Annotated in this window: 11 protein-coding genes; 1 reads left to right on the top strand and 10 read right to left on the bottom strand. The window is 62.3% G+C overall.

Annotated elements, in window-relative coordinates; all coding sequences use genetic code 11:
- Positions 1-122: 122 nt before the first annotated feature.
- From IB243_RS07085 to IB243_RS07065, 5 genes are all read right to left on the bottom strand, one after another.
- Positions 123-1808 carry a thiamine pyrophosphate-binding protein gene (locus IB243_RS07085; RefSeq protein ID WP_192425970.1) on the bottom strand — a complete coding sequence of 562 codons (1686 nt, stop codon included), beginning with the start codon at positions 1806-1808 and terminating at the stop codon, positions 123-125.
- Positions 1809-1840: 32 nt separating this feature from the next.
- A complete protein-coding gene (locus IB243_RS07080; protein WP_192425968.1) occupies positions 1841-3067 on the bottom strand; it encodes a pyridoxal phosphate-dependent aminotransferase in 1227 nt (408 codons plus the stop codon).
- Entirely contained in the window at positions 3064-3981 is a 918-nt protein-coding gene (locus IB243_RS07075; RefSeq protein WP_192425966.1) for an amino acid ABC transporter substrate-binding protein, read from the bottom strand. The genes IB243_RS07080 and IB243_RS07075 overlap by 4 nt, the downstream gene beginning before the upstream one ends.
- Before the next feature lie 119 nt (positions 3982-4100).
- The gene (locus IB243_RS07070) at positions 4101-5297 is read right to left on the bottom strand and encodes an FAD-binding oxidoreductase (RefSeq protein WP_192425964.1); all 1197 of its coding nucleotides are present in this window, start codon (positions 5295-5297) and stop codon (positions 4101-4103) included.
- A 23-nt stretch (positions 5298-5320) separates the two neighbouring features.
- Complete coding sequence (locus IB243_RS07065) at positions 5321-6856, bottom strand: aldehyde dehydrogenase family protein (protein ID WP_192425962.1); 1536 nt, start codon at positions 6854-6856, stop codon at positions 5321-5323.
- 236 nt (positions 6857-7092) lie between these two features.
- On the opposite strand from IB243_RS07065, the gene IB243_RS07060 reads away from it, so the two are divergent.
- A complete protein-coding gene (locus tag IB243_RS07060) occupies positions 7093-8010 on the top strand; it encodes a LysR family transcriptional regulator (RefSeq protein WP_192425960.1) in 918 nt (305 codons plus the stop codon).
- A gap of 93 nt (positions 8011-8103) precedes the next feature.
- Here IB243_RS07060 and IB243_RS07055 read toward each other — a convergent pair whose 3' ends face one another.
- From IB243_RS07055 to IB243_RS07035, 5 genes are all read right to left on the bottom strand, one after another.
- On the bottom strand, positions 8104-10137 hold the full coding sequence (locus IB243_RS07055) for an acyltransferase family protein (protein ID WP_225584788.1): 2034 nt from the start codon (positions 10135-10137) through the stop codon (positions 8104-8106).
- Positions 10134-11648: a diguanylate cyclase gene (locus tag IB243_RS07050; protein WP_192425958.1), complete on the bottom strand. Its 1515-nt coding sequence runs from the start codon at positions 11646-11648 to the stop codon at positions 10134-10136. Before IB243_RS07050 ends, IB243_RS07055 begins: the two co-directional genes overlap by 4 nt.
- A 245-nt stretch (positions 11649-11893) precedes the next feature.
- Positions 11894-12526, bottom strand: coding sequence for a GNAT family N-acetyltransferase (locus IB243_RS07045; RefSeq protein WP_225584787.1), 633 nt, complete (start codon positions 12524-12526; stop codon positions 11894-11896).
- Between the two features lie 55 nt (positions 12527-12581).
- Positions 12582-12968 (bottom strand): TipAS antibiotic-recognition domain-containing protein, encoded by a 387-nt coding sequence (locus IB243_RS07040; protein WP_192425955.1) that lies wholly within the window; start codon positions 12966-12968, stop codon positions 12582-12584.
- A 693-nt stretch (positions 12969-13661) separates the two neighbouring features.
- Positions 13662-14519: a DUF5677 domain-containing protein gene (locus IB243_RS07035; protein WP_192425953.1), complete on the bottom strand. Its 858-nt coding sequence runs from the start codon at positions 14517-14519 to the stop codon at positions 13662-13664.
- Positions 14520-14567 lie beyond the last annotated feature (48 nt).

Below are 14567 nucleotides of genomic sequence, written 5' to 3'. Positions count from 1 at the left end.
TGGCGGGGCGCCAGTTGCGGGCTCGTTATCGGGGAAATCGGGCGCTGAAACGGTCACGCCCGCTATTGTGCGCGGCAGAGTGACAGACTGCTGCCACCTGGCATGACGGTGCTATCGTTTGGCTATCGCTTGGCCATGGCCGCGCTGCGAATGCCCTGCAGCGTGCCCGTGGGCGTGATCGCCTCGGGGTCGATCAGGCAGTGCAACACGCTGGGCAGACCGCTCGCCCGTGCACGGGCAAGCGCCGGGGCGAAGTCTTCGGTGCGCTCTACCCGCTCTCCATGCCCGCCAAAGGCCTGGGCGTAGGCTTTGAAGTCCGGATTCTTGAGCTGGGTGGCGCTGATGCGGCCGGGGTACTCGCGCTCCTGGTGCATGCGGATGGTGCCGTACATGGCGTTATCCAGCAGCACCACAATGATGGGCAGGCCGTATTGCACGGCGGTCGCGAATTCCTGGCCGTGCATGAGGAAGTCGCCATCACCCGCAAACACCACCACCTCGCGCTGCGGCCACAGCCGCTTGCCGCCCACACCGGCGGGCAGGCCGTAACCCATCGATCCGCTGGTGGGTGCGAGCTGGCTCGCATAGGTGGTGAACGGCCAGAAGCGGTGCACCCAGGTGGCAAAGTTGCCGGCACCGTTGCAGAAGATGGTGTCGGCGGGCAGCACGTCTTTGAGGTGCTGCATCACCTGGCCCATCTGCAGCTCACCCGGGATGTGGATAGGGTCGGTGTCGCTCCAGGCCAAGTATTCAGACCGCGCCATCTCTGCATGGGCATGCCAGGCCACGGCCCCTGCAGGCCGCACACCCGCCAGCGCCGCCGTGAATGCCTGCGGCGTGGCGTGGATGGCCTGCGCGGGGCGGTAGAGCTTGCCCAGTTCATCCGCGTCAGCATGCACATGCACCAGCGGCTGTGTGGGGTTGGGGACAGCAAACAGCTCATACCCTTGCGACGGCACCTCGGACAGACGCCCGCCCACCACCAGCACCAGGTCTGACGCACGGACGCGCGCCAGCAGGCGCGGGTTCACGCCCAGGCCCAGGTCGCCGCCGTAGCAGGCATGGTTGGCCGGGAAGAGCATCTGCCGCCTGAATGAGCAGTACACCGGCAGTGACCACGCCTCGGCGAACGCCACAAACTCGCGCACCGCCTGCTCGGACCATCGGCTGCCACCCAGGATCGCCACCGGCTGGTGCGCGGCCTTCAAACGCTCAGCCAACTCGGCCATCTGTGCCGGGCCGGGGTGCGTTTCGGTCACTTGGTAGGGCAGCGCATCGGCCACCGTGGTGGCTTCGGTCAGCATGTCTTCCGGCAATGCCACCACCACGGGGCCGGGTCGTCCGGACGTGGCCACATGGAAGGCCCGCGAGATCAGCTCGGGCACGCGCGCCGGGTCGTCGATCTGCACGACCCACTTGGCCATGGTGCCGAACACCGCGCTGTAGTCGAGCTCCTGGAACGCCTCGCGCCCCATGGTCCCACGTGCCACCTGGCCCACGAACAGGATCATCGGTGTGGAGTCCTGGTGCGCAATGTGCACACCGGCCGACGCATTGGTGGCGCCCGGCCCGCGCGTCACAAAGCAGATGCCCGGCTGCCCCGTGAGCTTGCCCTGCGCCTCGGCCATCATGGCCGCGCCGCCTTCCTGGCGGCACACCGTCACGCCGATGTCTGCATCGTGCAGGGCATCGAGCACGGCCAGGTAGCTCTCGCCCGGCACGCAAAACAGTTGCTTCACGCCATGGGTGATGAGCTGGCTGACCAGGATCTGGCCGCCGGTGCGGGAGGTGGTGGGTGCGGTGGTCATGTCAGACGGTCATTTCACAAAAAAACAAGAACTCAGAAAAGCGCCTTGCACGCGCGCTGGATGCGTGCGCAGGCCTCCTGCAAGTCGGCCATGCTGGCAGCGTACGAGATACGGAAGTACGGCGCCAGCCCCAGCACGCTGCCTGGCACCACGGCCACGTGGAACTCGCGCAGCAGGTAGTCGCAAAAATCGGCGTCCGTGCGCAACAGCTCGCCACCCGGTGTGGTGCGGCCCAGCACGCCTTCGCAACTGGCAAAGGTGTAGAACGCCCCCTCGGGCACGCCGCAGCGCAGGCCCGGCGATGCGTTGAGGGCCGCCACCACCAGGTCGCGCCGCGCCTGAAACGCGCGGCAGCGCTCGGCCACCACGTCCTGCGGGCCGGTGAGCGCAGCCACCGCCGCCGCCTGGCTGATGGACGACGCGCACGATGTGGCCTGGCTTTGCACCACAGCCATGGCCGCGATCAGTGCGCGCGGGCCTGCACCATAGCCAAGGCGCCAGCCCGTCATGGCGTACGACTTGGAGACTCCGTTCACCGTGAGGGTGCGGTCGCGCAGTGCGGGCAGCACCGCCACGGGAGTGGCAAACGCATGGCCGTCGTACAGGATGTGTTCGTAGATGTCGTCCGCCAGCACCCACACCTGCGGGTGGTTCAGCACCACCTCCAAAATGGGCCGCAGCTGCTCGGCGCTGTAGGCCGTGCCACTGGGGTTGGAGGGGGAATTGATGAACACCCAGCGCGTGCGTGGCGTGATGGCCGCATCGAGCTGCTCAGCCGTGATGCGAAACCCGTTGGCCTCGCTGCACGGCACCACCACAGGCACGCCACCGGCAATCAGCACCATGTCGGCATACGATGTCCAGTACGGCGCGGGCAGGATCACCTCGTCGCCAGGATTCAGGCTGGCCATCAGCGCGTTGTAGATGACCTGCTTGGCGCCCGCACCTACCGTGATTTCGTTGGTTGCAAACTCCAGCCCGTTATCGCGGCGGAACTTGAGCTGGATGGCCGCCTTGAGCGCGGGCGTGCCATCAAGCACCGTGTAGTGCGTGTCGCCCTGCGCCATGGCCTGCTGCGCGGCTTCAATCACATGGGCGGGCGTGTCGAAGTCGGGCTCGCCCAGGCCCAGCACGATCACAGGCTGGCCCTGGCGCTTGAGTTCGTTGGCAGCCTGGGTGATGCGCACGATGTCGGACACACCGATGGCGCTGATGCGATCGGCCGCGCGGAAGGCCGTGGCGGGGATGGGTGCGTTCATTGCTGGTAGGTCTCCAGGGGCTTGTCGTTGGGCGTGGCAAACAGCTGGCGCAGCGTGGTGCCCAGCGGCAGGCTCAGGCTCATGTTCTTCGGCGGAATGGGGTTCACGAACCACTTGGTGTAAATCTTTTCCATCTCGCCGCTTTGCATCAGCCTGGTGAGGACACCATCCACCGCCGCCTTGAAGGCGGGGTCGTCCTTGCGAAACAGGAGTGCAATCGGCTCTGCGCCCAGCGGCTCGCCCACGATGCGGTAGGCCGATGGGTCTTTGGAGTTAGCAATCATCCCGGCGAGCAGGTTGTCGTCGAGAACAAATGCGTCGGCACGGCCTGTTTCGAGCAGCAGAAAACTCTCGTGGTGGTCCTTGCCCAGCACCGTCTTGATGGGGGCGCCGCCCAAGGCACGCTCTTGCTTGCGCAGCAGCTGCACGGCCGTGGTGCCGGTGGATGCGGCAATGGTGCGGCCCGCCAGCTGGCTGAGGGACTTGAGGTCCGAATCCTTGCGCACCGCCATCCGCACTTCGCTCACATAGGTCGTCACGGCAAATGCCACCTGCTGCTGGCGCGCCGTGTTGTTGGTGGTGGGGCCGCAGCCGATGTCGAGCGTTCCGTTCTGCACCAGGGGCAGCGTGTTCTGTGCGGTGACGGCCATGTATTCGAGCTTGGCATCGGGCACGATTTCCTTGAGCACGCGCTCACACAGCTCCACGTGGTAGCCCACATACTTCTCGTTGGCTCCCAGCGCATAGGCCATGGGCGGCGACGTCTCGCGCACGCCCAGCACCGCCTTGCCAGATGCCTTGATCTTCTCCAGCGTGGGGGTGGATGGGGTCTGTGCGTGCGCAGGTGCAAAAGCCATGCAGGCCAGTGCCAGCCCTGCGGCGAGCGCGGTGAATGTCTTGCGGGAAATTGCCATGGTCGTTGTCTCCGGTGGTGTTGTGATTGGCAGGTTGGAAAGCGTTGAAAGCAGAAATACCGAAAAAGGAAAAATCGACCGGGCGGTGCGCAGGGGCATCGCCGCAGGGGGCTCAAGGCTCAGATGACGTTCTTCTCCAGCAGCGGCCGGTTGCGCGCAATGCGCTCGATGGACAGGGGCGACAAATCCAGGCTCTGGTAGTGACCGGTCAGCATCCACTCCGCCAAGCCACGCCCCACGGCCGGGCACTGCTGCAGGCCGTGGCCCGAAAAGCCATTGGCGAACACCAGGTTGTCGCACGCCGGGTGCAGGCCCACGATGGCGTTGTGGTCGAAGGTGTTCATCTCGTAGTAGCCCGCCCAGGCGCCCTGCATGCGCAGCGCTTCAAAGCCCGGGACGCGCTCGGCCAGCGTGGGCCAGATGTGGTTGTCAAACGCGTCGTACTCGGGCTCCAGCGGGGCAAAGTCGGCGTCGTTGTAGGCATCGGGTGCAAAGCCGCAGATAAAGCCCTTTCCCTCCGGCCGCAGCCAAATGCCGCTTGTGTCGATGAGCAGCGGGCAGCCCGGCAGCGCTGCGGGGCTGGCCAGGTTGAAGACCGTGCGGCGTTTACCCACCACGGGCAAATCAATACCCGCCCAGCCCGCGATGGCCGCCGCCCACGGGCCGCCGGCATTCACGGCGTAGCGGCAAGGCAGCACGGCGCCGCTTTGCAGGCGCACCGCGTTCACATGCAACACGCCATCGCCAAAGACCGTATCCAGGCCCACGGCATCATCGGCCACATAGCGCACGCCCTGGCTCTGTGCCTTCTTGCGCAGCGCCGTCAGCAGCAGGTAGCCATCAAACCAGCCCTCGCCCGACAGGCCCAGCGAGCCCAGCGCCACATCCTGCAGTGCCAGCCACGGAAATCGCCCGGCCAGCTGCTGCGGGCTGAGCAGCGCCACATCGGCACCGTACTGCTTTTGCAACGCATGGTTCTCGCGCAGCGTGGCCTCGCCCGCCTGCGTGGCCAGGTACAGGTAGCCGCCTTCGTGCAGACCGATGTTGGGCACATCGCCGTTGCAGGCCAGGAGCGTGCCCACGTTGCGCAGAAAGCCAATGCCGTAGGCCGATATCTGGATGTTGATGTCGGTCGAGAACTGCTGGCGGATGGAGCTGGCCGACAGCGCCGACGAAGCGCGCGCATAGGTCGGGTCCCGCTCGACCACCACCACCTCGCAGCCCGGTTGCTGCAGCGTGAGGAAGTACGCAATCGCGCTACCAATGACACCACCGCCAATGATGACGATGGGGTGTGAGGCCTTAGCGGTCAACATGAACGGTGCCAGCAGCGCGTGGCTTACACATCAAACGTCACGCCCTGCGCCAGCGGCAAAGCAGTGGAATAGTTGATGGTGTTGGTGGCGCGGCGCATGTAGGCCTTCCAGCTGTCCGAGCCCGCTTCGCGGCCACCGCCCGTTTCCTTCTCGCCGCCGAACGCGCCGCCAATTTCGGCGCCGCTGGGGCCGATGTTCACGTTGGCAATGCCGCAGTCCGAGCCAGCGGCCGACATGAACTGTTCAGCCTCGCGCACATTGAGGGTGAAGATGGACGAAGACAGGCCGGCACCCACGGCGTTGTTCATGGCAATGGCTTCGTCAATGGTGCCGTAGCGCACCACGTAAAGGATGGGCGCAAAGGTTTCGTGCAGCGCGGGGCCTTCGTGTTTTGTCAGTTCCACCAGTGCGGGGCGCACGTAATACGCTTCGCCACCACCGATGCCTTCCACACGGCCACCACCGTGCACCGTGGCACCCAGCGCGCGGCTTTGCTCCAGCGCCTTTTGCATGCCGTCAAAGGCGGGGCGGTCGATCAGCGGGCCCACCAGCGTGCCGGGCGTGCGCGGATCACCCACCTGCACGTTGGCGTACACCTTGGCCAGCTGGGGCACCAGCTGGTCGTAAATGCTCTCGTGCACAAACAGGCGGCGCAGCGTGGTGCAGCGCTGGCCCGCTGTGCCCATGGCGGCGAACGCGATGCCGCGCAGCGCCAGATTCAGATCGGCCGTGGGAGCCACGATGGCCGCGTTGTTGCCGCCCAGCTCCAGGATGCCGCGCGCAAAACGCGCTGCCAGGCGCGGGCCCACGGCGCGGCCCATGGCGGTGGAGCCTGTGGCCGACAGCACGGGCACGCGGGCATCATCCACCAGCACCTCGCCAATGTCGCGCTGGCCCACAATCAGCTCCAGCAGGCCCTCGGGTGCGTCGCTGCCAAAACGCGCAATGGCGCGCTGGGCAATCGCGTGCGTGGCCAGGGCCGTGAGCGGGGTCTTTTCCGAAGGCTTCCACACCACCGAATCACCGCACACCAGCGCCAGCGCCGCGTTCCACGACCACACGGCCACGGGGAAGTTGAAGGCCGAGATCACGCCGCACACCCCCAGCGGGTGCCAGGTTTCCATCATGCGGTGGCCGGGGCGCTCGGTGGCAATCGTCAGGCCATACAGCTGACGCGACAGGCCCACGGCAAAGTCGCAGATGTCGATCATCTCCTGCACTTCGCCCAGGCCTTCGGACGGGATCTTGCCCGCCTCGATGGTTACCAGCAGGCCGAGGTCCGCCTTGGCGGCGCGCAGCTCTTCACCCAGCAGGCGCACCAGCTCACCCCTGCGCGGTGCCGGCACATTGCGCCACGCCAAAAAGGCCGCATGCGCGCGGCCAATGGCGGCCGTGGCATCGGCCGGGCTTTGCTGCGGCACCTGGGCCAGCACCTCGCCCGTGATGGGCGAGCGGGCAGCCAGCGTGCCGCCGGTGTACGCGGCGCGGGGCACGCCCAGGCGTTGCAGCAGTTGATCGACTTCGGTCACAAGGAGGGTGGCGGCAGAGGTGGCAGGCATGGCGACTCGCAAAGGTCAGGAAGGCGGGAGAAGAAGGGAAAAGCGGATGAAGAAAGCACCCAGCGAATACGCCAATATCCGCCAATCTCGCCGTGCTGGATAGCAAAAAAATGGAACTACTTGATCACAAATGAGAATGAAGTATCTGAAAATATCAAGACTACGAACGCTTATCAATTGAGCGCCCGTGGCTAAAAATATGTAATTTTTGCCACCGCCAATCATTCCCCCTACGCATGACCCTGCTGCGCCGCACCTTCCTGCCCTCCACAGCCGACCTGCTGGCCTTTGAGGCAGCAGCACGCCACCAGAGCGTGTCGCGCGCGGCGGAGGAACTGCACCTCACCCAAAGCGCCGTATCGCGCCAGATCCGGCAGCTGGAAGATCAACTGGGCACCGCCCTCTTCCACCGCGTGCGCCAGCGCGTGGTGCTGACCGACGCGGGCCGCGTTTATGCCGCCGACGTGCAAAACGTGCTGCAACAGCTGTCGGCCAGCACGCAAAAAACCATGGCGTTCTCCAGCACCGACGGTCTGCTCAACCTGGCCGTGCTGCCCACGCTGGGCACGCGCTGGCTCATCCCGCGCCTGGGCGGCTTCATGGCGCTGCACCCCGAAGCCATGGTCAACTTCTCGGCCCGCACCGAGCCCTTTGACTTTGCGGGCACGCCGTTTGACGCTGCCATCCACTTCGGCGCGCCGCACTGGGCGGGCGCCGTGTGCGAATACCTGATGCACGAAGAAACCGTGCCTGTGTGCAGCCCCGCCTACCGTGACCGCCACAACATCCACACCCCGCAGGATTTGACCCGCGTGGTGCTGCTGCAGCAAAGCACCCGCCCCACGCAGTGGGCCGAATGGTTTGAGCTGGTGGGCGCCCCCACGGCCCTAGCCCTGCGCGGCCCCCAGTCCGAACACTTCGCCATGATTGCCCAGGCTGCCGTCTCCCACCTGGGTGCTGCGCTGCTGCCGCGCTTTTTGATTGAGCAGGAATTGGCGGCGGGGAGCTTGGTGGAGCTGTCAGACCAGGTGCTGACGAGCACCGATGCGTACTACCTGGTCTACCCCGAGGCGCGGGCGCAGACGCCGTTGGTGAAGGCGTTCAGGGATTGGGTGGTGAAGGAGTGCCACGCACTGCCGACCGCTGCAGGATGAGCCGGTGGAGAGATGCAGCCCGCCACCGCAGGCAAGCCAGCCCGACCACGAGGCCGGTGCGCCGAGACAAGGGAGCCCCTCCGCATCGGGATTTCAGGGCGCCAGCATGTCTGGGGCATGAATTTTGGCCCACCTGGCAAACTCCTCGATGACCAGTCTGCTGGCAAATTCTGAATAATGCGAATATTCATCCCTGAAAGCGGGCATGACAGGGAGCTTGAATTGGCACACACGTGCATCGCAAAAAACCGTGTTCTGATCGAATACCAGAACATTGGGATTGGTTTTTAGAATTGACCACATCAGCCGATGGAAATCATTCGCTATTTCAGCATAATCATCCACAGAAGCTAGGCAGGTTTTTTCAGTTTCCTTCAGGGGCCGCGCGTAGCAGCCCTTGATATCGTATTTCAGCCTCACATGCGGGCTAAAAACAATGACTTTGATGTTATTTTTTTCGAGAAAATCAATTCTTTTTCTCAGTCTTTCCAGGTAGCCTGGATCGGTGTTGTGGCGAACGCCACCGATGACCGCATATCGGATTGAATTCTCTTTCACAACAAGATGGTTGATGAACTCCTGCTGATCAAACCGCCTCTGGCCAGAACAGGGCAAGGAAGTCAGCTCGGTGGTTGGGTCAGACCTTTCAACCCAGCCGGCATCGCAAGTCCCGATGGAGAGCACCGAATGGTGCTTGAACTCATCATTCAGGGCAAAACCCGGATAGAGATGGTTTGCAAAGCTACTGCCCAACAACAGCAGAGTTGGCTTTTCCGGGCTATTGGCCATGCAAAACCACCAGCCATATTTTTCGGTTTCCGCAAAAGGATACTTTGATTCGCAGAGGTCATTTTTTGCAAACTTCCACAACGGCCCCACAAATTGGGCATTGATGGAATTCATTTTGACCACATGGCTCCGTGATTTGACGCCATCGCTGTCGTAGACGATATATCCAGCACCGCCAATGGTGACCATCAAAACCACCAGCGCCACCACTTTCCATGGACTGCGCCGGCCCAGCCGCACCGGGTGCTCCACCAGGCGATAAGTCAGCCATGCCAGCACCACAGACAGAGCGACAGCCGCAATGCGGACATCCCGGCTCGGCACTTCACCTTCCACAATCCGCGCGAAGGAAAGCAGGGGCCAGTGCCACAAATACAATGGAAAACTGATCAAACCCAACCAGACTGCGATTCTGTTCGACAGTATTTTTCTGTTGATCCATGCGCTTGGCCCCGCTGAAATCATCAACATGGTCCCCAGCACAGGCACTACCGCCCAAACACCTGGGAAGTTCATGTTTTTATCGATTCGCCAGAACCCATACGCCAGCAACAACAAACCCAGCAGCGACGATACGTTCAACAAGAACCCATCGCGGGGTTTGATTTTTTGGTAGTGAACGGCGATGGTTCGCCAGCCATGGAGTGCAACCGCCCACTTTCTGCACACATCCTTCCCATAAAGAAAAAACCAAGCCAGCAGGCTTCCACAAAGAAGCTCCCAGAATCGGGTTTGAGGTGAATAAAAAGTCGTGATGGCATTTTGCCCTGCACCTTTTATATTGAGCGCAAAGGATAAAATTGCGCACACCACAGTGATTGCGAAGAGATTAAATTTGCACTTCCAGGCCACCCAGAGCAGCACGGGCCAGACAATGTAGAACTGCTCCTCGATCCCCAGGCTCCACAAATGCAGCAAGACCTTGGTTTCCGCAGAGTTGTCAAAATAGCCTGCCTCCCCCCAAAGCACAAAATTGGAAACAAATCCAACGCCTCCCATCACGTGCTTGCCCAACTGCTTGTATTCATCTGCCCATAACGTAAACCAGCCAAAGGCAAGGCAGGCTATCAAGACCAATAGAAGCGCCGGGAATATGCGCCGAATGCGGCGCGCATAAAATTCAGAAAAACTGAAAGCCTTTTTGTCCAGGCTTTCGAAAATGATGGAGGAGATCAGATAGCCAGATATCACGAAGAAGATATCGACGCCAATGAATCCCCCCCCGATCCAGGAGGGAAATGCGTGGAAGGCCACCACCGAAACAACCGCGATGGCCCTCAAACCATCGATATCCGGGCGGTATTTGGGGTGCGATAGGGGAACATGTGGCGCCGTCATTTTCTGTCCGCTCCGGTCTCCACCCGATTGCGGCCTGAGGCCTTCGCCCGGTAAAGCATGCGGTCCGCCGCCTCGATCAACTGCCGCTCGCTGCCTTCCCCATAAGAACCTGCCATGCACGCGGCGCCCACACTGACCGTGACATGCCCGAAGGCGCTGGTGCCGTGGCGGATGGCCAGGGCTTCAATTCGCTCACGCACCACCTCTGCAACGACCTGCGCGCCTGGCAGGTCGGTGTTGGGCAGGATGATGGCCAGCTCCTCACCCCCATAGCGCGCAACCAGATCCCCCGGGCGCTTTGCGTACTGCACCAGGCACTTCGACACCGCCTGCAGACAGGCGTCGCCCTCCACATGGCCGTAGGTGTCGTTGAAGCCTTTGAAGTGGTCGACATCGATGAGCAGCAGGGACAGCGGAGTGCCTTCTCTGCCGGCGCGGCGGCACTCCACATTCAAGGTTTCATCAAAGCAGCGGCGATTGGCCAGGCCTGTGAGCTGGTCTTGCGTAGCCAGCGCTTCGAGCTTCTGGTTCACAGCCATCAGGTCTTCTCGCGCCGCTACCAGCGAGACCTCGGCACGGGTGCGGCGGCGGATGTCGATCAGCAGATGCCACCCAATGGCCGTGATGCCCAGCAACAAGGCCCCCACGACACCTGCGGTGAGCAGCGCCTGGCGCCGCCAGCGGCTCAAGGCCTCTTCCTTGCCCACGGCCACGGTGGTGATCAGGGGGTAGCGGTCGTTCTTGCGGTAGGCGTACAACCGCTGCGTTCCGTCGATGCCGGATTTGAACGCGGCGGTGCCGGACACCGCGCCCGAGTAGAAGCGCTGGAAGTTGGGAGACTTGGAGAAGTCGCGGCCCATGTCCTGCTCGCGGTAGGGGTAGCGCACCAGCATCTGCCCGCCGGTGGTAGACAGGCCGATGGCCCCCTGCGTGCCCACGTCGATCTTGCCAAACAACTCCAGGAAATCCTTGATGCCCAGGCTCACGACCACGACACCGGCAAAGCGCTTGTCATGGTCGTCAAAGCGCCGGCTCACGGTAATGACCCAGTCGCCCGTGGAGCGGCTTTGGATGGCGGGTCCGATAAAAGGCTCAGGGGATGAATTGTCCCGGTGGTGCGCAAAGAAGGCCCTGTCTGCCCCACTCGCATGGGCTGGTGCGGGGCCGATGGAGGACATCAGCCGGTTGCCCGCATGGTCGTAGATGGCCATGCCATTGAGCTGGTTGAGCAGGTGCTCTTGCCGGCCAATCAGCCGTTGCAGGCGCTGCAGATGCCCGGGCTCCGCCCCCTCTTCCTCAAGGCGCTCGACGATGCCCAGAAGCAGCATGGCACTTTGGGTGATGACGCCTTCCGTGTAGGTGTTCAGGGTCTGTGCCAGGTTGAGGTTCTGGGTGTCGATTTCGGCCAGCGAGTGCTCTCGTACCGACCATATCTGCCAAGCGGTGGTGGCAGACACCGACAGGTACACCACCACCAGCAGCAGCGCAGCCCAGCGAACATCACGCTTCATTATTTATTGCCCTCTCGCACACCAGCTTCCTTGCCAGTCCCTGCCGGACGAGCAAGGGATCGCACAGGATTCGCCCTCGCTGGGTGGCTTGTTTCTCTCTATTGCCCAGCGATACTACGTGATCAATGACAGCCCCGAATCGGGGATGAGCGGGCAGATCATCGCTTTGCCAGGCAAACCATGACCCATGGCAATTCAGTGCAGGGCTTGCGAGAAAGTAGGCGCGCTGGCAACCGCCGCCGCCATCAGGATGGAGGCCTTGCATCGCGCGCCATCAGCCAGTACGTGCGGCCCAAGACGGGCTCAACGCACTCCGTCTCGCCGGTAAACCCCAGGCGCCGGTAAAACGGAAGACTGAGCGGGTTGAAGGTTTCCAGATAGCAGGCTGCGCCTGCCAGGTCTGCGCGGACCAAGGTCGGCAGAATCAGCCGCTGCGCCAGGCCCTGGCCACGGGCCGCCGTGCGCACGCCCAGGATCGACAGGTACCAGGCGTTGTGCAGATTGCCGGGCACCTGTTCTTCCATGGCAGCGGCGATGCGCTGGTAGTTGTCGAACCCCAGGGGCCCCAGGCACCGGGCCAGGCCTTCGGTGCGCCGTGCGCTGTGCATGGCCTTCTCGCTGGCGGTGGCCCGGTTCGTGATCCAGCATGCTGCCCCGTCGGTGCCTGCCTGCAGCACCTCGCCGACGGCACAAGCCTCGTCCATGGCCAGCGCAAAGTAGTGGGCCAGCACCCTGTGCCGCAGTGCAGGGGCTGCCGCGTGGTCGATGGTGACGGCCTGATAGAACGGGTCATCCATCAACGCCTCGGCCAGAGCTGCGCACACCGGCAAGGGCTCCGGCGGTGAATGCGGTGCGGGTGGTGCAGAGAGGGGTTGCATGGGCATTGAGAACGCGTGGCCAGCATGGCTGTGGCGGGCGGGCCAGACCGGGAATTCAGGCCAGGTTCTGCTGGGCATAGGCGTGCACCGCCCCGCCCAAAAACTCCACCAGACGGGGATGGTAGGTATTGTGAAACGCCTTCATTTCGGCGTTGTCCGCGTAGAACAGCGCAGTGCCCACATAGGCCTCACGCGAGGGCACGTAAAAGCGCGAGACGATGGCAAAGTGTTTTGCCATCAAGGCCTGGATGGTGGGAGACGCAGGCTCGTTTGCATCGATCAACGGCGCCAGTTCCTTGTAGAACGCATCGAAGTCGGCATGCGCCTGGGGCTTGTCCACGTGCGCCCAGTTGTTGGTGCTGGCCAGGGATTGCTCCTGCTCAGCCCGTTGTGCGGCGCGGCATTGGTCGAGGTATTCGGGAGTGGCTTGCTGGAAATCCATGGTGTTTGTTCTTTATTCTTGAAAGTAGCGGGTGGGCCGCAGCGTGCATCGTTGCAGGGCCTGCGCGGCCCCAGTCCGAAAATTCGGCCATGATCGTCAGGCCCCTCGTCCCACCTGGTGGCAGGACCATTGCCACGTTTTCTCATCGGCATGCACTGGCGGCGGGCAGCCTTATGGCGCTTTCAGAGCAGATGCTGACGAGTACCAAGGCGTGCTGTCGAATGTACCCTGAGGCGTGGGTGCAGACGCCTTTGGTGAAGACGTTCAGGGCTCGGTTGGTGGTGGAGTGTGCGGGCAGTGGCAGGGGGTGAGGAGCCCGTGACACAAAAGCGCGCAGCGCGGGTTTGGCGTGGCAAGCACGGGCAGATGTCGTGGAATATGGATAAAAGTGCCTCTGGCGCTTATGAGTAAAGCGTTAGCAGCTACAAAAACAGAAGCAACTGACTTTGCCAAAAGCCTTTAATCCACGGGAAGTGCGTTGAAATTGTCTCAGCTTTGTCGAGACAATTGGCAAGCTGCGACGCTGCTACAGATACCAAACGGGCTGAATCAAAAAGCCCGCATAGGCCATGGCTGACTCAGAGCAGCTGGGCGGTGGGAACAACCTCAGACCAATCGACAGTCACGATGCCGCAATCGGCCATATTCGGCCGTTCATGAATGCCCGCAGTTGGATTGGCTGCTTGGTTCTCGTCAGCTGTCCCTCTTGTCGTCATTCAGCTCTTCGCCGCTGACAGCCTTATACATGCGGCGGAACAGTTCCCGCTCGATGTCTGCCAACTGTTTGCATTCGTGGACTGTTGCGAAGGCGGAAAGAAAGCCGCTCGTCGCGTGAACGACGGCGGTCAGGATATCAACCACCTGCCCCTCTGTGCCCGCCTGGAAGGCTTCGACGCTCCCTCCTGGATTGTGCGCATTCATGAAGTAGCTCATGCCGTACACAGACCCGTGAATGATCTCCGAGGAGACGGCATAGACGAGAGCGTAAGCGCCCAAAAGCGCACCGCCAGAGCGCCCATTGACCTTGCCAATGCGGTTGATCTTGGAGGGTGCGTCCAACGAACTCCAGGAGTCCCGACCTCTGCCTGTGAATTCAGGGAACAGCCTGTCAGCCGTTGCCTTGGGGTCCGGATCAGAGCTCAGCCTGAACGCAAAATCACCGTTGCCGATTGAACGGTTTACATGCTTCCAGGCCGCATATTCCTTGTGTTTCATGGCACGTTCCGAAACCTCGACCGGCTGCGTCACGAAAAACGAGGCGTTGATGAAACCTTCCACCACTGCCCGTGTGATGGGGTATAGGTCCCGAACGGGGATTCCTACACCTACATTTACCGAGCCAGACAAGATCGTGTTGATCGACTGACCAGCTCCGAGGGATGTAGCAGTTGCGGCACGCACTTGGTCCCATTCCAAGCGACAAATGACCTTGTGACCGAAAAAGTCCGCAGGGCCTTGAGACATCACCCAAAGTGTCAATCGCAGAAGCTCTTGCTGTGCGCCTATGATTGCGCGAAGCTCTTCGATGACCTGTTTATTGTTAGTGTCCATCGCTATATCACATCACTGCGCGGGATATAAGTATGAGCCGTCCTTGCG

Source organism: Acidovorax sp. ACV01, from assembly GCF_014851495.1.
Taxonomy (GTDB): Bacteria; Pseudomonadota; Gammaproteobacteria; order Burkholderiales; family Burkholderiaceae_C; genus Acidovorax; species Acidovorax radicis.
Note: the sequence above shows the minus strand (reverse complement) of the source record. Positions and strands in the feature narration are given on the sequence as shown.

Bases quoted from the DNA above. Each gene is read 5' to 3' on its own strand.
- IB243_RS07065 (WP_192425962.1), bottom strand. From the start codon at position 6,856: ATGCCTGCCACCTCTGCCGCCACCCTCCTTGTGACCGAAGTCGATCAA.
- IB243_RS07085 (WP_192425970.1), bottom strand. From the start codon at position 1,808: ATGACCACCGCACCCACCACCTCCCGCACCGGCGGCCAGATCCTGGTC.
- IB243_RS07075 (WP_192425966.1), bottom strand. From the start codon at position 3,981: ATGGCAATTTCCCGCAAGACATTCACCGCGCTCGCCGCAGGGCTGGCA.
- IB243_RS07050 (WP_192425958.1), bottom strand. From the start codon at position 11,648: ATGAAGCGTGATGTTCGCTGGGCTGCGCTGCTGCTGGTGGTGGTGTAC.
- IB243_RS07070 (WP_192425964.1), bottom strand. From the start codon at position 5,297: ATGTTGACCGCTAAGGCCTCACACCCCATCGTCATCATTGGCGGTGGT.
- IB243_RS07040 (WP_192425955.1), bottom strand. From the start codon at position 12,968: ATGGATTTCCAGCAAGCCACTCCCGAATACCTCGACCAATGCCGCGCC.
- IB243_RS07060 (WP_192425960.1), top strand. From the start codon at position 7,093: ATGACCCTGCTGCGCCGCACCTTCCTGCCCTCCACAGCCGACCTGCTG.
- IB243_RS07035 (WP_192425953.1), bottom strand. From the start codon at position 14,519: ATGGACACTAACAATAAACAGGTCATCGAAGAGCTTCGCGCAATCATA.
- IB243_RS07055 (WP_225584788.1), bottom strand. From the start codon at position 10,137: ATGACGGCGCCACATGTTCCCCTATCGCACCCCAAATACCGCCCGGAT.
- IB243_RS07045 (WP_225584787.1), bottom strand. From the start codon at position 12,526: ATGCAACCCCTCTCTGCACCACCCGCACCGCATTCACCGCCGGAGCCC.
- IB243_RS07080 (WP_192425968.1), bottom strand. From the start codon at position 3,067: ATGAACGCACCCATCCCCGCCACGGCCTTCCGCGCGGCCGATCGCATC.